The 18,929-nt window shown below is 63.0% G+C and carries 24 protein-coding genes; 16 read left to right on the top strand and 8 right to left on the bottom strand.

Features of this window, described 5'->3' with window-relative positions:
* Positions 1-18 precede the first annotated feature (18 nt).
* From X265_RS20940 to X265_RS20925, 4 genes are read left to right on the top strand one after another with little or no spacing between them, the layout of a single operon-like run.
* Positions 19-942 carry an ABC transporter permease gene (locus tag X265_RS20940; protein ID WP_128969353.1) on the top strand — a complete coding sequence of 308 codons (924 nt, stop codon included), beginning with the start codon at positions 19-21 and terminating at the stop codon, positions 940-942.
* On the top strand, positions 939-1,760 hold the full coding sequence (locus X265_RS20935) for an ABC transporter permease (RefSeq protein ID WP_128966533.1): 822 nt from the start codon (positions 939-941) through the stop codon (positions 1,758-1,760). The genes X265_RS20940 and X265_RS20935 overlap by 4 nt, the downstream gene beginning before the upstream one ends.
* Entirely contained in the window at positions 1,757-2,737 is a 981-nt protein-coding gene (locus X265_RS20930; protein ID WP_128966532.1) for an ABC transporter ATP-binding protein, read from the top strand. Before X265_RS20935 ends, X265_RS20930 begins: the two co-directional genes overlap by 4 nt.
* A complete protein-coding gene (locus X265_RS20925; RefSeq protein WP_128966531.1) occupies positions 2,730-3,782 on the top strand; it encodes an ABC transporter ATP-binding protein in 1,053 nt (350 codons plus the stop codon). Before X265_RS20930 ends, X265_RS20925 begins: the two co-directional genes overlap by 8 nt.
* On the opposite strand, the gene chrA (X265_RS20920) is transcribed toward X265_RS20925, so the two are convergent.
* Positions 3,779-5,011, bottom strand: coding sequence for a chromate efflux transporter (gene chrA, locus X265_RS20920; RefSeq protein ID WP_128966530.1), 1,233 nt, complete (start codon positions 5,009-5,011; stop codon positions 3,779-3,781). The genes X265_RS20925 and chrA (X265_RS20920) overlap by 4 nt on opposite strands.
* Before the next feature lie 199 nt (positions 5,012-5,210).
* Here chrA (X265_RS20920) and X265_RS20915 point away from each other — a divergent pair, with 199 nt between their 5' ends.
* The 9 genes from X265_RS20915 (at position 5,211) to chrA (X265_RS20885) (ending at position 10,894) form a co-directional block, all read left to right on the top strand.
* On the top strand, positions 5,211-5,420 hold the full coding sequence (locus tag X265_RS20915; protein WP_128966529.1) for a hypothetical protein: 210 nt from the start codon (positions 5,211-5,213) through the stop codon (positions 5,418-5,420).
* A 45-nt stretch (positions 5,421-5,465) separates the two neighbouring features.
* Positions 5,466-6,188, top strand: a complete 723-nt coding sequence (locus X265_RS20910; RefSeq protein ID WP_128966528.1) for a hemerythrin domain-containing protein — start codon at positions 5,466-5,468, stop codon at positions 6,186-6,188.
* Between the two features lie 196 nt (positions 6,189-6,384).
* The gene (locus tag X265_RS20905; RefSeq protein ID WP_128966527.1) at positions 6,385-7,206 is read left to right on the top strand and encodes a chromate resistance protein ChrB domain-containing protein; all 822 of its coding nucleotides are present in this window, start codon (positions 6,385-6,387) and stop codon (positions 7,204-7,206) included.
* A 98-nt stretch (positions 7,207-7,304) separates the two neighbouring features.
* Positions 7,305-7,538 carry a hypothetical protein gene (locus X265_RS20900; RefSeq protein ID WP_128969352.1) on the top strand — a complete coding sequence of 78 codons (234 nt, stop codon included), beginning with the start codon at positions 7,305-7,307 and terminating at the stop codon, positions 7,536-7,538.
* An 11-nt stretch (positions 7,539-7,549) separates the two neighbouring features.
* Entirely contained in the window at positions 7,550-8,488 is a 939-nt protein-coding gene (locus X265_RS20895; RefSeq protein WP_128966526.1) for a DUF1259 domain-containing protein, read from the top strand.
* A 14-nt stretch (positions 8,489-8,502) separates the two neighbouring features.
* On the top strand, positions 8,503-9,099 hold the full coding sequence (locus X265_RS20890) for a superoxide dismutase (RefSeq protein WP_128966525.1): 597 nt from the start codon (positions 8,503-8,505) through the stop codon (positions 9,097-9,099).
* A 27-nt stretch (positions 9,100-9,126) separates the two neighbouring features.
* Positions 9,127-9,300 carry a hypothetical protein gene (locus X265_RS40660; RefSeq protein ID WP_164938720.1) on the top strand — a complete coding sequence of 58 codons (174 nt, stop codon included), beginning with the start codon at positions 9,127-9,129 and terminating at the stop codon, positions 9,298-9,300.
* A 2-nt stretch (positions 9,301-9,302) separates the two neighbouring features.
* Positions 9,303-9,710 carry a hypothetical protein gene (locus X265_RS40655; protein ID WP_164938719.1) on the top strand — a complete coding sequence of 136 codons (408 nt, stop codon included), beginning with the start codon at positions 9,303-9,305 and terminating at the stop codon, positions 9,708-9,710.
* The gene (chrA, locus tag X265_RS20885; protein ID WP_164938718.1) at positions 9,710-10,894 is read left to right on the top strand and encodes a chromate efflux transporter; all 1,185 of its coding nucleotides are present in this window, start codon (positions 9,710-9,712) and stop codon (positions 10,892-10,894) included. Before X265_RS40655 ends, chrA (X265_RS20885) begins: the two co-directional genes overlap by 1 nt.
* A gap of 45 nt (positions 10,895-10,939) precedes the next feature.
* Here the strand turns inward: chrA (X265_RS20885) and X265_RS20880 are convergent, their stop codons facing one another.
* Together X265_RS20880 and X265_RS20875 are read right to left on the bottom strand one after the other, a co-directional pair.
* Positions 10,940-11,281: a hypothetical protein gene (locus X265_RS20880; RefSeq protein WP_128966523.1), complete on the bottom strand. Its 342-nt coding sequence runs from the start codon at positions 11,279-11,281 to the stop codon at positions 10,940-10,942.
* Positions 11,282-11,567: 286 nt separating this feature from the next.
* Positions 11,568-11,858, bottom strand: a complete 291-nt coding sequence (locus X265_RS20875) for a hypothetical protein (protein WP_244659355.1) — start codon at positions 11,856-11,858, stop codon at positions 11,568-11,570.
* Positions 11,859-12,169: 311 nt separating this feature from the next.
* On the opposite strand from X265_RS20875, the gene X265_RS40650 reads away from it, so the two are divergent.
* The 3 genes from X265_RS40650 (at position 12,170) to X265_RS20860 (ending at position 13,888) form a co-directional block, all read left to right on the top strand.
* A complete protein-coding gene (locus X265_RS40650; RefSeq protein WP_164938717.1) occupies positions 12,170-12,388 on the top strand; it encodes a hypothetical protein in 219 nt (72 codons plus the stop codon).
* Positions 12,389-12,881: 493 nt separating this feature from the next.
* Positions 12,882-13,208: a hypothetical protein gene (locus tag X265_RS20865; protein WP_188637389.1), complete on the top strand. Its 327-nt coding sequence runs from the start codon at positions 12,882-12,884 to the stop codon at positions 13,206-13,208.
* Positions 13,209-13,414: 206 nt separating this feature from the next.
* Positions 13,415-13,888 carry a P-loop nucleotide/nucleoside kinase family protein gene (locus X265_RS20860; RefSeq protein ID WP_128966521.1) on the top strand — a complete coding sequence of 158 codons (474 nt, stop codon included), beginning with the start codon at positions 13,415-13,417 and terminating at the stop codon, positions 13,886-13,888.
* 78 nt (positions 13,889-13,966) lie between these two features.
* On the opposite strand, the gene X265_RS20855 is transcribed toward X265_RS20860, so the two are convergent.
* The 5 genes from X265_RS20855 to X265_RS20835 form a co-directional block, all read right to left on the bottom strand.
* The gene (locus X265_RS20855; RefSeq protein ID WP_128966520.1) at positions 13,967-14,320 is read right to left on the bottom strand and encodes a cupin domain-containing protein; all 354 of its coding nucleotides are present in this window, start codon (positions 14,318-14,320) and stop codon (positions 13,967-13,969) included.
* A 274-nt stretch (positions 14,321-14,594) separates the two neighbouring features.
* Positions 14,595-15,623: an ABC transporter permease gene (locus X265_RS20850; RefSeq protein WP_128966519.1), complete on the bottom strand. Its 1,029-nt coding sequence runs from the start codon at positions 15,621-15,623 to the stop codon at positions 14,595-14,597.
* A 12-nt stretch (positions 15,624-15,635) separates the two neighbouring features.
* The gene (locus tag X265_RS20845) at positions 15,636-17,138 is read right to left on the bottom strand and encodes a sugar ABC transporter ATP-binding protein (protein ID WP_128966518.1); all 1,503 of its coding nucleotides are present in this window, start codon (positions 17,136-17,138) and stop codon (positions 15,636-15,638) included.
* A 23-nt stretch (positions 17,139-17,161) separates the two neighbouring features.
* A complete protein-coding gene (locus X265_RS20840; RefSeq protein WP_164938716.1) occupies positions 17,162-18,184 on the bottom strand; it encodes a sugar ABC transporter substrate-binding protein in 1,023 nt (340 codons plus the stop codon).
* A gap of 124 nt (positions 18,185-18,308) precedes the next feature.
* Positions 18,309-18,713 carry a globin gene (locus X265_RS20835; protein WP_128966516.1) on the bottom strand — a complete coding sequence of 135 codons (405 nt, stop codon included), beginning with the start codon at positions 18,711-18,713 and terminating at the stop codon, positions 18,309-18,311.
* Positions 18,714-18,929: the final 216 nt, after the last annotated feature.

Raw genomic sequence — 18,929 nt, 5'->3', positions numbered from 1 at the left:
GGAGGGAAGAAAGTGCCGATGCTCTCCTTCCTGATCCGTCGTCTGCTGCAGACCATTCCGACCGTGCTCGCCGTGGTGATGCTGGTGTTCGTGCTGTTCAGCGTCGTGCCCGGCAGCATCGCCTCGACCATGAGCGACGACGTCGATCCACAAGTCGAGCTGCGCCTGAAGCAGCAGCTCGGCCTCAACGATCCCGTCTATGCGCGCTTCGGCAAGTACATCGCCAAGCTCGCGACCGGTGATTTCGGAACCTCGTTCCGGACCCGCGAGCCCGTGACGACCATGATCGCCAAGCGCGCCTGGCCGACGCTGCAGCTGATCTTCGCGTCCATGGCCTTCGCGGTTCTGCTCGGCGTGCCGCTCGGTTTCGTCGCCGCATTGCGGCCCGGCGGTTTCGTCGACAGCGCGGCGATGTTCGCGGCGGTATCTGGCCTCTCGATCGCGAAATTCTGGCTCGGGCTGGTGCTGATGTATCTGTTCGCGTTGAAGCTCGGCTGGCTGCCGAGCTTCGGCTATGGCGACGGCGGCCTCAAATATCTGCTGCTGCCGGCGGTGACGCTCGGTGTCTCGCCGATGGCGCTGCTGGCCAGGACGACGCGCGCCGCCGTCCTCGAGATCATGACTGCCGATTTCGTCCGCACCGCGCGCTCGAAGGGCATGAGTGAGACAAGGGTCGTGAAGTGGCACGTGATGCGCAACGCGCTCGTGATCATTCTCACCACCATGGGTCTGCAATTCGGCGCGCTCATGGGGCAGGCGGTCGTGGTCGAGAAATTGTTCTCCTGGCCCGGCATCGGCTCGCTGCTGGTCGACAGCGTGCTCCAGCGCGACATTCCCGCCGTCCAAGGCTCCATTCTGGTCGTGGTGCTGGCCTTTCTCGCGATCAATCTCTTGATCGACGTGCTCTACGGCGTGATCGATCCCAGGATCAGATACGCATGAAGCTCCGCGCCAATCTCGTCATCGGCGGCGGCCTGTTCGCGCTTGCGATCCTGGTCGGCCTGCTGGCGCCGTGGCTGGCGCACACCGATCCGGTCCTCGACGCCAATCTCATGAACGCGGAGGAGCCGCCGAGCTGGACTTGGTGGTTCGGCACCGACGACCAGGGCCGCGACATCTACTCCCGCGTCGTCTACGGCGCCCGCGTCTCGCTGACGGTCGGCATCGTCTCGCAGCTCATCAACAGCGTCATCGGCGTCGCGCTCGGCCTCAGCGCGGGCTATTGGGGCGGCTGGTGGGACGATGTCGTCAACGCCCTCACCAATCTCATGCTCGCGATCCCCTCGCTGATCTTCGCGCTTGCCATCATGGCGGTGCTCGGACCGGGCCTGACCAGCCTCTTGATCGCACTCGGGCTGACCAACTGGTCGTTCACCTGCCGGATCGCGCGGGCCTCGGCGCTGTCGCTCAGGAACCAGGGCTATGTACAGGCGGCGACCGTTCTGGGTTACGGCGATCTGCGCATCATGATCACACAGCTGCTGCCGAACATGCTGGGGCCGATCGTCGTCATCGGCACGCTCGGCATGGGCAGCGCGGTGTTGTCCGAAGCCGCGCTGTCGTTCCTCGGTCTCGGCGTGCGTCCGCCGTTTCCGAGCTGGGGCAGCATGCTGTCGGACGCGCGCGAGCAGATCACGACGGCGCCTTGGCTCTCGGTCTTTCCGGGCCTTGCCATCTTCCTGACGGTGCTCGGCCTCAACCTGCTCGGCGACGGCCTTCGCGACATTCTCGATCCGCAATCGCGGAGCCGGCGGACATGACGGGCGCGCCGCTGATCGAAGTCGAGGATCTGCGCATCGATCTCGACGATGGTGAGAGGCGCGTCGCGGCGGCCGAGGGCGTCTCATTCCGCATCTCGCGCGGCGAGACGTTTGGCCTCGTCGGCGAATCCGGCTGCGGCAAGAGCATCACGGCGTTGGCCCTGATCGGCCTTTTGCGGTCACCACTGTCGATCGGCGGCGGCGTCATCCGCTTTGACGGGCGGGAGATCCAGCACCTGTCCGCGGCCGCTCAGCGCGATCTGCGCGGCAATCGCATCGCCATGATCTTCCAGGAGCCGATGACGGCGCTCAATCCGGTTTCGCCTGTGGGCCGGCAGATCGCCGAGATGTTCGTGTTGCACAAGGGCAAGAGCTGGCGCGAGGCCAACAAGCTGGCGGTCGAGGCGCTGGCGAGCGTCCGCGTCCCCGCGCCCGAGCGGCGCGTCAACGACTATCCGCATCAGCTCTCCGGCGGCATGCGCCAACGCGTGATGATCGCGATCGCGCTCGCCTGCGGGCCGGATCTGTTGATCGCGGACGAGCCGACCACCGCGCTCGATGTCACCGTGCAGGCCGAGATCATCGAGCTGATGCGAAATCTCTGCGCCCAGCGCGGGACGGCAATCCTGATGATCAGCCACGATCTCGGCCTCGTCGCCAATGTCTGCCGCCGCGTCGCCGTGATGTATGCCGGCCGGATCGTCGAGGAGCGCGGCTCCGCCGATATCTTCCGCAAGCCCTCGCACCCCTATACGCAGGGCCTCGTCGACTCGCTGCCGCGGCTGGGCAGCCGCGCAGCGCTTGGCCGCTCCAGACTCAAGGAGATCGCGGGCGTCGTCCCGGCCATCACGAACTTCCCGGAGGGCTGCCGCTTCAATCCGCGCTGCGCGCAGGCGACCGAGATGTGCCGCACGACCCCGCCTGAGACGGACATGCTGGAGGCGGGCGGGCTGGTGAGGTGTCACCACCATGCATGAGCCCAAGAACAAATCGGGCAAGGGGAGGCCGGACAACGATCTCATTCTCAGCGTCGAGGATCTCGCCGTTCATTTCCCTGTCGGCGGCGGCGTGCTGGGCCGTAACCGTCGGCTGCTCCGCGCCGTCGACGGAGTCGATCTCACCCTGAAGCGCGGCGAATGCCTCGGCCTGGTCGGCGAGTCCGGCTCCGGCAAGTCGACCGTCGCCCTGTCAATCCTGGGCCTGCTGGCGCCGACGCGCGGCCGGATCGTGCTGGACGGGCAGATCGTGACATCAAGGCCGTCAGCCGATCGCAAGGCGCTCGCCCGCACCGTCCAGATCGTGTTCCAGGATCCCTACGCCTCACTCAACCCGCGCCAGACGGTGCGGCGGACGTTGGAAGATCCCTTGCGTGTGCACGGCGTGACCGCGCGAAGCGAGATCGCGGACCGCGTCGCCACGATACTGCGGCATGTCGGCCTGCGGCCCGAGCAGGCCGACCGCTACCCGCACGAATTCTCCGGCGGCCAGCGCCAGCGCATCGGCATTGCGCGCGCGCTGATCCTCAATCCCAAGATCGTCATCTGCGACGAGCCCGTCTCGGCGCTCGACGTCTCGATCCGCGCCCAGATCATCAATTTGCTGTTGGAATTGAAGGAGACGCTCGGCCTGTCCTACATCATGATCAGCCACGATCTGGGCGTCGTCGAGCATATGAGCGACCGCGTCGCCGTGATGTATCTCGGCCGAATCGTCGAGAACGGCGATTGGCGCGAGATCTTCGAACGTCCTGCGCACCCCTATACGCAGGCCCTGATCGCAGCCATCCCCGATCCGCTGCGCCATGCTCCACTCGCCACGACCGGCGGCGACCTGCCCAATCCGCTCAATCCGCCGAACGGATGCGCCTTCAGCCCGCGCTGCCGCTACGCCGTAGACGTGTGCCGTCACGAGCCGGGGCCTGTGCTGGAGACGCGGCCCGACGGGCATGCGGTGCGGTGCTGGCGCGCCGATGAGATTGCCGGCCGCGCAGAACTGGCCGCGACTGAGGGTGAACCTCTCTAAAGCAGCGCCATCGCCGTTCCCGCGACGGCGCTGAAGCCGACGACCACGAGCGGAGGTGCGCGCCAGGCGACCAGCAGGACGAAGCCGACAAGCGCGATGCCGAAATCCTCTGGCGAATGCACACTGGTGGTCCAGACCGGACTGTACAGCGCAGCACCGAGCACGCCGACCACGGCGGCGTTGACGCCGCGCATCATGGCCTGGGCGCCGGCACGCTTCCGGAAAGAATCCCAGAACGGCAATGCGCCGAGCAGGACCAGGATGCCGGGCAGGAAGATGCCGACAAGGCCGAGCGCCGCGCCGGCCACGCCGTGCGGCTCCGGAGAGACCACTGTGCCGAGATAGGCCGCGAAAGTGAACAGCGGGCCCGGCACCGCCTGGGCCGCGCCGTAACCGGCAAGAAAGGCATCGTCGCTGAGCCAGCCCGGCGCGACGAAAGCTTCCCGGAGCAGGGGAAGCACGACGTGCCCGCCGCCAAAGACGAGCGCGCCGGAACGATAGAAGGCGTCGAACAGGGCAACGCCCGCCGATCCCGTCAGGGCGCGCAGCACGGGAAGCCCGGCCAGCAAGACAAAGAACGTCCCGAGCGTGACCAGCCCCACGGTTCGAGACACGGGCATCTCGACGTGACCTGACGGCACCGGCGCATCGCTGCGGCATAGCCAGAGACCTGCGAGCCCGCCGAGGATGATTGCGCCGATCTGAGCGATCGATGCCGTGCTGAACAGGATGATGATCGCCGCGACAGTCGCGATCGAGGCGCGCGCGCGGTCGGGACAGAGATTACGCGCCATGCCCCAGACCGCCTGCGCCACGATCGCGACGGCGGTGAGCTTCAGTCCATGCAGCAGGCCGGCGCCGACCGGCCCGCCCAGCGCGCCGGCACCATAGGCGAACAGGACGAGGATCAAGGCCGATGGCAAGGTGAACCCGGTCCAGGCGGCAAGCGCACCGAGGTAGCCGGCCCGCAGCAGGCCGATCGAAAAGCCCACCTGGCTGCTGGCGGGGCCCGGCAGGAACTGGCACAGCCCGACCAGGTCGGCATAGGCGTGCTCGTCGATCCACTTCCTCCGCACCACGAACTCGTCGCGGAAGTAGCCGATATGGGCGATCGGACCGCCGAAGCAGGTGAGGCCGAGCTTGAGGAAGATGCGCAGGACTTCGAGCGGCGAGCCGGCGCGGGACCGCTGGGCGACGGATACGTCGGTTGACGGATTGAGATTGCTCACGGATGCGCGATCCGGTTCCGGGACAAGTCTATCGAGGCTCTGTCAACGATGTCCAATCCGGTCAGCAAATGCTTGAAATTCATGCGGTCTTATCGAATTTCGTCATTGGAACGAGGCCTGCAATTATCAGTTGGTGCGCCGTCGCGCCGGACGCTTTTTCGAGTCCGACGGGGCCATATTAGCAGCGAGGAGACTGAGCATGGCAAGTGCGGCAGATCGCGATCCCCGGCACCATACGCAGAAGATGCAGAAGGCGTTCCAGGAGATCAGGAACCATCTGCGCGAAGACGTGCAGAAGGTGGATGAACCCCAGCTCAAGGCGATGTTCGAGACCTCAGCCGAGGTTCTGGGCGGGCTCGAGAAGGCCTTCAGGGATTACGAGCAGAAGAACGAAAAGGCCTGGCGCTGAGCGCCCCGGCGTCACAAGGGTTCGGATAGAGACGGGAGTGCCGCGATGGTCGTCATGCCAAGCAAGCGCCGCTTGCTGTTGCTCGGAGGAGCGCTGGCGGCGGTCGCGGCGCCCGCCGTCATCACAAGGCCAGCCTTTGCCGAACGCAAGAGCGGCGGCGCGAAGCAGAAGCGCGTGGACAAGAAGGATGAAGAAGTCACTCCGCCCGAAGACCTGATGCGCGAGCACGGCGTACTCGATCGCGTGCTGCTGCTCTATGAGACCGCAATCCGGAAATTCGCATCGAACGAAGATTTCGATCCTGCCCTGATCACGCAGTCCGCCGGCATCGTCCGCGATTTCATCAACAACTATCATGAAAAATCCGAGGAGCAGCACGTCTTCCCACGCTTCAAGGCAGCCGGCCAGATGACCGATCTGGTGGATACCCTGCTGCGCCAGCACGAGGCTGGCCGGAAGGTCACGGACACCATCCTGAGGCTCGCGCCGTCGGGCCGAAGCAACGCCGACGACCGCAAACGGCTGATCGGCGCGATGCAATCCTTCATCACGATGTACCGGCCGCACGCGGCGCGGGAGGACACTGATCTCTTTCCGAAGCTGAAAGACGTTGTGTCTTCCAACGAGTATGACGCGATGGCCGAGGACTTCGAGAAGAAGGAGCACGAATTGTTCGGCGCTGACGGTTTCGAAAAGATGGCGGATCGCGTCGCCCAGCTGGAGCAGCAGATGGGCATTCACGACCTCAACCAGTTCACGCCGCGCTAATGGGGGCCGGCAGCTCGCAGATACTGTGCGACGCCAGCCTCGACCGTTGATGTCTTCGAGTTGATTTCTTTGCCTGTTCCGGCACGGGCGGGTTGACAGCCCGATCACCAGGGTTTTTATTTCCGGTCCGGGGAATTGCGATCTCCCCGCGAGGCGACATGCCCAAGAATCGCGTCCTGATCACCAAGGGCGCAGCATGTCCACATCATACACTTCGATTTCACCCGACAAATTATCCCGCCTGATCGGCACGGCCAACGCGCCGACGCTGATCGATGTCCGCATCGACGAGGATTTCGCGGCCGACCCGCGTTTGATACCCGGCGCGACGCGACGTTTCCATCTCGACGTTCAGGACTGGGCCTCGTCCCTGACCGGGCAGTCCGTGGTCGTCATCTGCCAAAAGGGACAGAAACTCAGCGAAGGAACGGCCGCCTGGCTCCGTTGCAGCAACGTTGATGCAGAATCCCTGGAAGGGGGCCATCTCGCCTGGAAGGAAGCAAAGCTTCCGACCGTTCCAGTGGGCAGGATGCCCAAGCGCGACGGACGGGGCCGCACGGTCTGGGTCACGCGGGCACGACCCAAGATCGACCGTATCGCCTGTCCCTGGCTGATCCGGCGCTTCATCGATCCTGCCGCGGTGTTCCTTTACGTCTCGGCTCCGGAAGTCGAGGCGACGGCCGACCGGTTCAATGCCACGCCCTTCGACATTGAAAACGTGTTCTGGAGCCACCGCGGCGAACTCTGCACCTTCGACGTGATGGTGCAGGAATTCGGGCTTTCGACACCGCCGATGGTCAGGCTCGCCGAGATGGTGCGGGCCGCCGACACGGCGCGGCTCGATCTCAGTCCGGAGGCTCCGGGCCTGCTTGCAGCCTCGCTCGGCCTGTCGCGCATGTTCGATGACGACCTCGAACAGCTGAATGCCGGCATGCTGCTCTACGACGCGTTCTATCGATGGTGTCGGGACGCAACCGGAGAAACGCACAACTGGCCGACCAACAAGGGCAAGCGCTGACGGGCATGACTGCTCATGCCGCTGCAGCGCGCCATCGTCGCCCGAAAGGCGACGACACTGACGGAACCCGGGCTGGGAGCAAGACCAGGAGAATGATCATGCAAAAGCAAATCATCGCGTCTGCAGCTCTGTTGCTGGCAAGCGCGGGTGGACTCTCGCCCGCGCTTGCCCTGACTCAGGAGGAGCTCGTCGCCCGGATACAGGCGGCTGGCTATGCGCAGGTGAGCGACGTCAAGTCGACCGCCGAAGGCATCAGCGCCAAGGCGATCAAGGATGGCAAGCCGGTCCGGCTCGTCGTCGACAGCAGCGGGCAGGTCAAAGAGCAGAAATAAGGAGACGCGCGATGCGAAAGATCACCGCTGTATTGATCGGCGCAGCAGCCTGCGCCGCCGTTCTCGGCGCGAACGGCCTTGGCCGAGATATGCTCACGCCATTCGTCGCGATGGCTCACGCCGCGGATGGCATTGACTGGCAGAAGATCGACGACACGCTCGGCCGCAAGGCGGCTGTCTCGGACGACGTCCACCGTTACGGCTTTCCGCGCACCGATCTCGCGGTGACATTGGACGGGGTGGCGATCAAGCCGGCGCTGGCGCTCGGCGGCTGGGTCGCGTTCAAGCCCGGCCATGGCGGCGCGATGGTCATGGGCGACCTCGTGTTGCTCGAGACCGAGATCAACCCCGTGATGGCCAAGATGATCGCTGATGGTCTCGAGATCACGGCCGTCCACAATCATCTGCTGCGCGCGAGCCCGGCGACGTTCTATATGCATGTCGCCGGCCATGGGGATCCCCTTAAGTTGGCCACCGCGATCCACGCTGCGCTCGGCGAAAGCAAGACGCCGCTTACCGTCGCAGCACCGGCTAGCCCGCCGCCCGCCGTCGATCTCGATACCGCCAAGCTCGACCAGATCATCGGCGTGAAGGGCCAGGCCAACGGCGGCGTGTACCAGTTCAACGTCAAGCGGCGCGACCCGATCACGGAGGAGGGCATGCCGCTGACTCCCGTCGGCCCGATGGGCGTTGCGATCGGCATCAACTTCCAGCCGACGGGCGGAGGCAAGGCCGCCATCACCGGCGATTTTGTGCTGACAGCCGACGAGGTGAATCCGGTGATCCTGGCGCTGCGTACGCACGGCATCGAGGTCACCGCGCTGCACAGCCACATGTTGGACGAGCAGCCGCGACTGTTCTTCATGCACTTCTGGGCGAACGACGATGCGGTCAAACTCGCCGAAGGTCTGCGGGCGGCGCTCGACAAGACCGCCAGCACCAAGAGTTGAGAGGAGCCGAGGCAATGTCCTACCAGGTCAAACCGCTGCCGTTCGATCCAAAATCGATCAGCGGCATCTCCGAGAAGGTTCTCGTGAGCCATTACGAGAACAATTACGGCGGTGCCGTGAAGCGGCTCAACGCGATCGGCGCGCAACTCGCCGAATTGGACTTTGCCAAGGCGCCGAACTTCATCATCAACGGCTTGAAGCGCGAAGAGCTTATCGCGATGAATTCGATGATCCTGCACGAGATCTATTTCGACAGCCTCGGAGGCGCGAGCGGGCCGGGCGGTGCACTCGCCGAGGCCATCGTGCGCGACTTCGGCAGCATCGAGCGATGGCGGGCGGAGTTCTCTGCGATGGGCAAAGCGGAGGGCGGTGGATCGGGTTGGGTGATCCTGTCCTATTCGCCGCGCAGCAAGCGGCTCGTCAACCAATGGGCTGCCGACCATACCACGACGCTTGCCGGCGGCCGCCCCGTGCTGGTGCTCGACATGTACGAGCATGCCTATCACATGGACTTCGGTGCGGCGGCGGCCCGCTATGTCGACATCTACATGGAGGCCATTCGGTGGGACAACGCCTCCGCACTCTACGATCAATATGCGAGGGAAAGCTGAGGAGGAGACATGACGGGGAAATTGCGGATGAGAAATCTTGCTGTCACGCTGTTCGCGCTGGCAGGCCTGCTGGCCAGCGAACATGCTGACGCGCAGACCTGCAAAGTCTGCGCCGAACAGCGCGCGGCATGCATGAAGAATTACGCCGGTCCGGCCTGCAAGACCGAGTACCAGATGTGTCTGAAAGCCTGCAAGAAGTGAGAATGGCGGAATCGAACGGCCCATTTGCGAGCTGCCTCGTCGCGGCACTCGCGACCGGCATCGGCGGACTGGTCACCCTCGATGCGGGCTCTGTCATGGCGGCAAATCTTCGCAAGCTGAGCGGGGCGGAAATTCGCAACGGCTTCGCCGGGAAGCAGCTGACGGACGAGGTTCATTATCGGCTTGTCTATGAGAAGGACGGGACGCTGCGAAGCTTCTCGATGGGCGTGAAGAAGACAGGCAAATGGGTCGTCGAAAAGGACCAGCTTTGCCTTTATCTCGGAGAGAACGACGACGGCTGTTACCAGGTGACGCGCAGCGGCGATCAGATCGAATTGATCCCGATGGGACTCGGCGGACCGCTCGATGGCATTTTGCAGCCAGCATTCTACGACAAGGGGGACAAGTGATGACGACGACAACGACGACGACCGAACGCGGCGGAATGGGCGAAATGGTTCGCTATTTCCTGCGACTTGGCTTTCTCGGCTTCGGCGGGCCGGTCGCCCTCGTTGGTCAGATGGAGCGCGAGCTCGTCAGCGACAAGAAGTGGCTCACCAAAGAGCAGATGCGCGAGACCATCGCCATCTGCCAGTCGCTTCCCGGTCCGCTCGCAATCCAGGTCGGCATCTTCATTGCTTATTTGCGTTGCGGCTTCTGGGGCGCCTGGGCCGGCGGCTGGGCGTTCATTCTGCCGAACTTCGTCATCGTCGCGGCCCTTGGCGCGCTCTATGTTCATCTCGGGGATCTCAAGGCGGTGACCGGCATCTTCTATGGCGTCAGCCCGGCCGTGATCGCATTGATCCTGCATTCCTGCTATCGCCTCGCCAAGCTCGGCATGGAAGATTGGCTGCAATGGGCGATCGCCGCGGTCTGCCTCGCCGTGACGGTGATCCTGAAGGCGGAGGTCGCATTTCTGTTCATCGGGGCAGGGATCGTCGGGATCATCTATTACGGCAACATCAAGCGTGCGCCGGTTGCCCTTCAGCTTGCGGTGATCCCCGCGGCGGCCCCCGGTGTCGCGCCGGCCGCGACCGGATCGACCTTGGGGAAGCTGCTGCTGTTCTTTCTCAAAGCGGGTTCACTGACGTTCGGCAGCGGCCTCGTGATCGTCCCGTTCCTGGAGCAGGGATTGGTGCAGCAATACGGCTGGCTCAACGAGCGCGAATTTCTGGTCGCGGTCGCGATCGGCATGATGAGCCCCGGGCCGGTGGTGATCACGGCCACCTTTGTCGGCTACCTGGTAGCAGGCTTTTGGGGGTCGCTGATCTCGACGGTCGGGATCTTCCTGCCTTCCTTCCTGCTGGTCCTGATCGTTGCGCCCTTGCTGGCGCGACACCGCAACAATCCGAACGTGCAGGGGTTCGTGAAGGGCGCGTATGCGGCGGCGATCGGAACCATTCTGGGCGCATGCTTCCTGCTCGGCAAGATCGCGATCGGCGACTGGCTGACCGCGCTGATCGGCATTGTCTCGCTCGCCGTGCTGTTCCGCTGGAAAATCAGCAACCCCGCGCTGATTGCCGTCACGGCCGTTATTGGGCTGATCGCCTATCCGGTTCTTCAGCCGGAATGGGTGCTCACCGGGCTGAAATGAGATGACCAGGCTGCGAATACAGCGCTGGCGGGCTCGCGTGTGGCGTCACCTCGTGGCTGCCTTCCTCGACAACCATGAACACACAGCGGCCGGTACCGCTCCAACAAGCCCGACCATCAGAACCGAGAAGGCATCGCTGAACGGAAATCCGATGGAGAATGCCGCCACGTAGCAGAGAGCGGCTCCCGCGACGGTCGTTGCCCAGAGCCGGGTCTGCCACCAGTCGATCGCAGCCACGAGCCAGGAGGGAATGACCGCGATAATGTAGGCCGATTGGAGCGCGTTCATGTCCATCAGACCAAAGCGTCCGGCGACCATGTCAGGCGTGTTGAAGACGACCAGCGCCAGCGGCGGAAAGAGGATCGTGAAGATCAGCAATCGCTTCATGCAACTCATTCCCGGATCGCTTGTCGCCGTTGCCAATGGCCTCGTTCAACCTGCCTCGTTTCAGCGCCAAAGTCGCAAGCCTCCGCATTTCATCTTCGAAGACGGTCTGCTCGCCGGCATCTGGTTCGATGAGGCAGAGCGATATTTGCTTTACGCTTTGCCGACCACGAGGATCAGGCGGCGGAGATGAAGAACAACCAAGCCTCCCACGTCGGCGCGATCGCCATGGGCATCCTCAAGCAGGAAGTCGGGATCGTGTTAGTCCTTCCGAATGCGCTTTAGGAGATCAAAGGCCCAACAGCCCCGATACGATCGGCATAAGGAAGAACAGCCCAATTCCTAGAAGCAACCCGATAATGAGTTTTGCAGTTCGTCCCTGAATCTTCGGCTCAAGCCAGGTCGCAAATTTCAGCCACAGGGAATACACGACGTCCCGAACAAAGGCGCCGACTATCGAGAAGAGCAACTCTCCAAAAAATTGGGCCATGCGTCCGGTTGGTCGCCCCAATCTCGTCCCGGGTTCAATCATTCCCATCGGCGGCTTTATAGCGCCATCTTCCTCGGCCGTGCGCGCCATCTTGGCCTAAGACCGAACGTCCTTACGCCCGGAATTGGCCCGTGGCTGACCTTAGCCTTAAGCGCAGAGATGTCCGCTCCGGGAAGATGACCGACCGGGGCATGCTGGCCTCCGAGGGCAGCCTTTGACCCTGAGCGGACAAGAATGTCCACTCGCTCGTGCGGTTCGGACATGGACGCTTAGTCTTGACCTCAGCTCTGGATTGCGTTTCTCCTTTAGTTAAACTTACGTCTCGATGAGGACGAAAAGCCTTGGGCCCTGTGTTCGATGTTTGGTTGGGAGGATCGGGAGTTCTGTGGCTGGTTCACCTCATGCTGCTGACCAAGATGCTCCAACACCGATTTCCTCGACGAGATCTAACATTTTGGGAATGGATGTCGCGCTCCCGCAGCGTTGCGTTTCTAACCGACCCCACAGACTTCGACTTGACCGGGCGTTTCTATCGCCGCTGGGCAATCCGCGTCGAAGCACCCCTACTGGTGTGGTTTGCGCTGGGCTTGATGATCCTATTCGTCAGCCAAATGCCATGATGCTGCGACGGATGATGCCTCGCGTGTCAGCTTGTGGCCCGTTGCTGACCTGAGCCTTGAGCGCAGAGATGTCCGCTCCGGGAAGATGATCGACCAGGGCATGCTGGCCTCCGAGGGCAGCCTTTGACCCATTGCAGACCTATGAGAGGTCTGCTCCTCTCTCTCTTTGTTGCTTTCGGAGACGATTATGGCGGGTGAGCGAGACAAGTATGGCCATCTGGTCGATCCAGCCGAACGATACCAAGAGTTCATGCTCCAGGTTTATGACCTTTGGTCGTTAGCCGAGGAATACGGTTATTCGAAAGAGGCTCGAGATATTCTCAACCAAGCCCGCCTCGTGTTTATGGATGAGTTTCAGGCTCGGCATCCAGATTTCGGGAGTGGCCGCGCGAAATGGAGGTAAGGCGGCCGCAGTTGGCGACCATCTTTTGTTTTCCAATGTCTCCTATTGGCCCGAGCAGACTTCGCAACTCACGCTTGCTATGAACAGCCGATGGCCCGAGAATCCACTTTGAGACAACGCCTTGCACTTGGTCTTCCTGACCTAACAGCAGAGGTCTACCTCTATCCAGCCGACGCAGCAGGGAGGAAGTCACCCGTCGGGCTCGGCTGGGGCTGTCCGTGCAGCATCACAAATAAGGCTCCAGTCGACGGTTGGGACGGCTATCCGCTGCTTCAAAGCGAAATGACGCCGGGCGAACGGCGAACGCTTGGCTTCGTTTTTCTATCGGGCGCAGAAGCTACTTCGGCACTCACCGCGAAGGGGAAGTTTTATCTTTGGGAGGCCGGCGTTATCGGCGAGGCCAACATCATTCGATAGAGCTCAGGTCGCCTCTTGGCCCATCTGCGAAGTTGAAACGTGTCTGACGGAGGTCCGCTCATCGCGGCAGAGCGGACCAGATTTGCTCAACCTGAGTTCTTCGCGCTTTGACCCGAACCGGACATGTTTCCTTCCTCGGCGGTTAAGGAGGCTGGCTTACACGTTCTGATTGATCTAAGTGATCGCGGTCGTTTATTGGATTCTTCATGGCTACAGCTCACCTCCTTCATGGATACCTCGGTGCGGGAAAGACGACCTTCGCGCGACGCTTGGAGGAAGAGCTTCCGGCTATCCGTTTCAGTCACGACGAATGGATGACCAGTTTGTACGGCGACGATCCGCCAATGGATCAATTTGCCGCATTTCATCAGCGCGTATCGGACCTGGTCGACAAAAACTGGACACGCTGTTTGAAACTTGGCTTAGACGGCGTGCTTGATTTCGGTTTTTGGTCGCGGCGCCAGCGTGATGAGACACGGGCGACTGTTCTGGCCCTAGGCGCTCGCACGCGGCTCTACCATCTTGAATACTCAGAAGACGAAGCGTGGCGTCGGGTCGATAAACGTAATGCGCATCTCGACGGAAGCCTCTTCATCGTCCGAAACACGTTCGAGATGCTCAAGAGCCGCTTTGAGCCGCTGGCAGACGACGAGGATCGGACCGAAATCGGGCAATGCTGACCTAGTTGCGATCAGGACGCCAGGCGAACGTGCTTGGCAGCAGATCGAATCGTCGGTGAGGATCAGGATTCGTCGGGGTCAAGCGACGATGCGAGGCGCGGCGGTCGCTTTGTCACCTGAGTTCGGCGTGCCCGTGGGTTCGATCAGCAGGATGTGCACTTCACCATGCGCCACGGGCCGGTGCTCGACTCCCTTCGGGACGACAAAAACCTCGCCGGGGTTGAGCCTGATCGTCCGATCCCGCAGCTCGATGTCGAGCGTACCCCTGAGCACGAGAAAAAAGTCGTCCGTGTCATCATGCTTGTGCCAGTGATACGGCCCCTCGAGCTTCGCCACCATGATGTCGTTGTCGTTGTAAACCGCGACAGTACGAGGCGAGAAACGCTCGGTGAAAGTGGTTAGCTTCTCCGCGAGATTTGCAGGTACGTTCATTGCATGACCTTGGACTGGAGGACCTGGCCCGCCTTTGCCATAGGCTGGCTGCGGCTGGAAGTGTGTGCTTGCGATGCTGGTGTTGCGCGCCCAACGGATGATCGGGAAGCGGGCGATCCTGCCGACGGCCCTTCGCGATGATGCCATCATGCTCCTGTTTTGCCCGACGTGTCAAACGCGGCTGAAGGCGCCGGCTCGCGTCGCTCCGCGCCGAATTCCCCAATGATTTGTACTGTGCATGGGGTTGTTTTCGCGACTTCGTTTTGGCGGCCGATCACTCCGCGGCTTTTTCTCTCAAGCGTTGCGCATAGACATTGATGACCAGGGCCGCCAGCAGGATCAGGCCGCGGATCAGGATCTTCAGGAAGCTGTCGATGTTGACGTGGTCGAGGCCGTTGTTGAGCACGCCGAGAACGAAGAGACCGACGATGGTGTTGCCGATGCCGCCGCGGCCGCCGAACAGGCTGGTGCCGCCGACCACGACGGCGGCGATGGAATCGAGCAGGTAGGTGTCGAACTCGTTCTGCTGCGCGCTGCCGAAATGGGCGACGCCCAGCATGCCGCCGATGCCCGAGCACACCGCGGAGATGATCATTACCGCGCCCAGGATGAGCTTGACGTTGAGACCGGAATATTCGGCCGCCTCGCGGTTGCCGCCGACCATGTAGACGTAGCGGCCGAAGCGCGTGTAGGTCAGCACCAGGTGGCCGCCGAGCAGCATGATGGCGGCGACGATGACGATCCAGGGGATGCCGCCGATCGAGCCGGAGCCGAGCGTCGAGATCAGGCTCGGCACCTTGTAGGCGATCTGGCCGCGCACCAGGAGCGCCGAGATGCCGGCTGCGATCTGCATCATCGCCAGCGTCATGATGAAGGAGGGGATGCCGATCACCGTCAGCCCCAGCGCGTTGACGAGGCCGAGCGCCGCGCAGAGCAGGATCGACAGGATGATCGCGACCGCGCCGGGCAGGGGGATGTTGGCGATGTTGACGTAGGATTCCTGCAGCGTGAAGTAGGCGACCGCGATGCCGGTGACGTTGGCGATGCTGGCGATCGAGAGATCGATCTCGGCGCAGAGGATCACGAAGGTGAGGCCGACGGCGATGATGCCGGTTACCGACACCTGGGTGAGGATGTTGCCGAGATTGTCGATCGTCGCGAAGGAGGGGCTGGCGAAGGCGAAGAACGCGGAGAGGAAGATCAGCGTCAGGAACGGGGCGATGTTGCGCATCTGCGAGCGCAGGAAGGACGCAAGACCCCGGGCGCGCTGATCCGTCGCTGCTGCCGTCTCACTGCTCGCCATTGTGCTTCTCCGTCACGCCGCTTCCAGCAGGCGGTCCTTGCTGACCGGCTCGTTCTTGAATTCCCGCACCACCGCGCCGCGCTTGAGCACGAGGATGCGGTCGGCCAGCGACAGCACCGTTTCCGGCTCGGTCGACAGCACGATGATCGCGAGCCCCCTGGCGCGGAGGTCGCGGACGATGTTGATGACGTCGTTCTTGGCGCCGACATCCATGCCGCGCGTCGGCTCGCACAGCACCAGCAGCTTGGGCGGGTAGGTCAGCCATTTTGCCAGCGCGACCTTCTGCTGGTTGCCGCCGGACAGCATGCCGAGATCGAGGCCGACGACCGGCGGCCTGATCTGGAGCTGCTCGACCTGACGTTTGGCGATGTCGCGCTCCTGCGCGGGTTTGAGCAGCAGCGACGAGATGCGGTCGAGGATGCTGATCGAGATGTTCTTGTAGACGGGCTCCTGGTGAAACAGCATGGCGCGCCGGCTTTCCGGCACCAGTGCCACGCCTGCGCGCCGCGCCGCCGCCGTGCTGGTGAAGGTTTTCGGTGTGCCCTCGACGGCGAGCGTGCCGGCGTCGGGCTTCAGCTTGCCGAACAGGATGCGCGACAATTCTTGTTGGCCGCAGCCCATGAAGCCGTAGATGCCGAGCACCTCGCCCGCGCGCGCCTCGAACGAGACGTCCTTGAGGCTGCGCGCCAGCGACAGCTGGTCGACCTTCAGCACGACCGAGCTGTCACTCGGCCGCGGCAACATGAGATCATCGGTGTAGCTGTGCTCGAGCGCTTCGCCGCCGCGGCCGATCATGGCCTCGATCAGCGCGCCCTTGCTGGTTGCGTCGCTCGCGGTTTCCGCGACCTTCCGCCCGTTGCGAAACACGGTGACCGTGTCGGAGACGCGAAGGATGTCCTCGATGAAATGCGAGATGAAGATAATGGCGGTGCCTTGCTCGCGCAGCCGCCGCAACGTCGTAAACAGCCGCTCGACCTCGGGTGGGGAGAGGGCGGAGGTCGGCTCGTCCAGGATGACGATGCGCGCGCCGGAGAACAGCACGCGGGCGATCTCGATCAGTTGCTGGAGCCCGATCGGCAGGTCGCCGAGCCGTGACATCGGATCGACGTCGATCCCGAAGCGGGCGAGCTGCTCGCCGGCCTCGCGTGCCATGCGCCGCCACTGCACGAGGCCAAGGGCGTTGGTCGGCTGATTGCCGAGGAAGACGTTCTCGGCGACGGTGAGATCGGGTGCGACCGAGAGCTCCTGATGCACCATGGCGATGCCGGCCGTGTGCGCGTCGCGCGCCGAGCGGAAGTGGGTCTCCTGGCCGTCGATCAGGAAGCGACCGGAGAACTCGGTGTGCACGCCGGCGATGATCTTCATCAGCGTGCTTTTTCCCGCGCCGTTCTCGCCGACGAGACCGTGGATCTCGCCGGGGAGAAGCGCGAAGTCGACACCGCGGAGGGCTTCGACGCCGCCGAAGCTCTTCGTGATGCCCTTCAGTTCCATGATGGGCTGACGACCCTCAGGCATGCAAGTTCAGGTCTTGGAGGATTTCAGATCAGGAAATGGTCTTCCATCCACTGCATCCCGGGGGCATTGGTCTTGGTCACGACAGGACCGTCGGTGACGACGTTCTTGGGGATACCCTGGCCGCTCTTCTCGCCGCCGACCACAGCCGCGACGCCGGCGATGATCGCGCCGCCGTGGATGCGGCAGGACGGATTGCGGACGGTCGCGAACATCCGGCCCTCGCTGACCGCCTGGATCGCGGGCGGCATCGCATCCACACCGCCGATCAGGATGTTGGTGCGGTTGTGGGCTTTCATGATGTTGGCGGCGGCCAGCGCCATGTCGTCGTTGTGGAAGAACGCGGCGTCGATCTGCGGATACTTCGTCAGATAAGTTTCCCACAGCCGCGCCGTTTTGGAGACGTCCCAATCGGCCGGCTGGGTGTCGAGCACCTCGATGCCAGGGAATTGCTTGACCACCGAGTTGAAGCCCTTGGCTCTTCCTTGCGCGCCGGTGTGGCCGAGCGCGCCCTGGGTCATGATGATCTTGCCCTTGCCGCCCATCGCGTTGCACAGCGCCTGTGTCACCGAGGCGCCCATGAATTCGTTGTCGGGAGCGAGGAAGGAGTGGACGTTGATCTGGTCGAGCGGTGCAATCAGCGTATCCATGTCGATGACGGGCGTGCCGGCGTCGATCATCTTCTGCACGGGTTGGGTGAGCGTGCCGATGCCGAAGGCCTGGATCGCGACGAAATCCCATTTCTGCGAGGCCATGTTGTCGATCGCCGCGCGCTGCTTCACGGCGTCGAGCTGGCCGTCGAACCAGGTGACTTCGACATTGAACAGCTTGCCCCAGAATTCCGCTGCCTGCTTGCCCTGTGCGCACCAGGTGGCCTGGAGGCCTGCGTTGGAGAACGCCGCCTTCAGCGGCTTCTCGCTCCGTCCGACTTCGGCGGCAAGTGCCGGGTTTATGCCCATGCTGCCGAGGATGGCAGTCGCGGCGCCGGCGGTCGCAGCCGCCTGAAGAAGATCGCGCCTCGTCGTCGAGAAATCTTTCGTCCCGGACATCGCTCGCTCCCATATATTTTGTCGTCGGCGCGTCATTGATTGCGCAACCGAGGCGCAAAGTGTCTCACAAGACTTGGTGTCACTCAACAGCGGGATCGCAGCAGCGGTGGTGCAGCGCGAAGAACTACGCTGTAATGCGGGCGAAAGCTTCGATCGCGACGAGCAGCCGATCCCAGGCCCGCGTCATTTCGGGCGACCATTCATCGCCGAGGAGGTCGTGCAGCGTGTCCCTGATGATGCCGAAGAAGGCGACGAACAATTCGCGCGGCGTGCCATAGGCCTCGTGTGAGGCGATCTCGCAGGCAATCAGGCGGAAATGCCCGCGGCGCTCGCCGGCGAAGTCGAGGATCGCTTCGATCGTCAGCGCAAGCATCGATCCCATCACGAGCTCGCTGCCCTGCGACCGGAACATCGCCCGCGTTTCAGGACGCTCGCTGAACAGCCGTTGATAGACGAGGGGCGTGAGGTCCGCGCAGCGCAAGGCTGCGAGCTCAAAGCTTTGTTCGATCGGATTGGACGACGTGCTCACCGGCGCATCAGCCGCGCAGGCAAAAAAAGAGCGGGGCCCTGGCCCCGCTCAAAAATTGTGTCGACCCTATTATCCCCGATTCTAAGATTTGATCTTGATTGGCGGGGCGACGCTGCGTTTTGCGCGTCAGGGGCTCCTCCCGAGACTTGGACCACCAGACTTCGACCTCGCGGTCAGGCCTGAGCAAGAAGGATGCTAGATCAACTTTTCTCACTT

It is taken from the genome of Bradyrhizobium guangdongense, from assembly GCF_004114975.1.
GTDB classification, from domain to species: Bacteria; Pseudomonadota; Alphaproteobacteria; order Rhizobiales; family Xanthobacteraceae; genus Bradyrhizobium; species Bradyrhizobium guangdongense.
The sequence above is the reverse complement of the archived record's forward strand: the minus strand, read 5'-3'. Positions and strand labels throughout refer to the sequence as shown.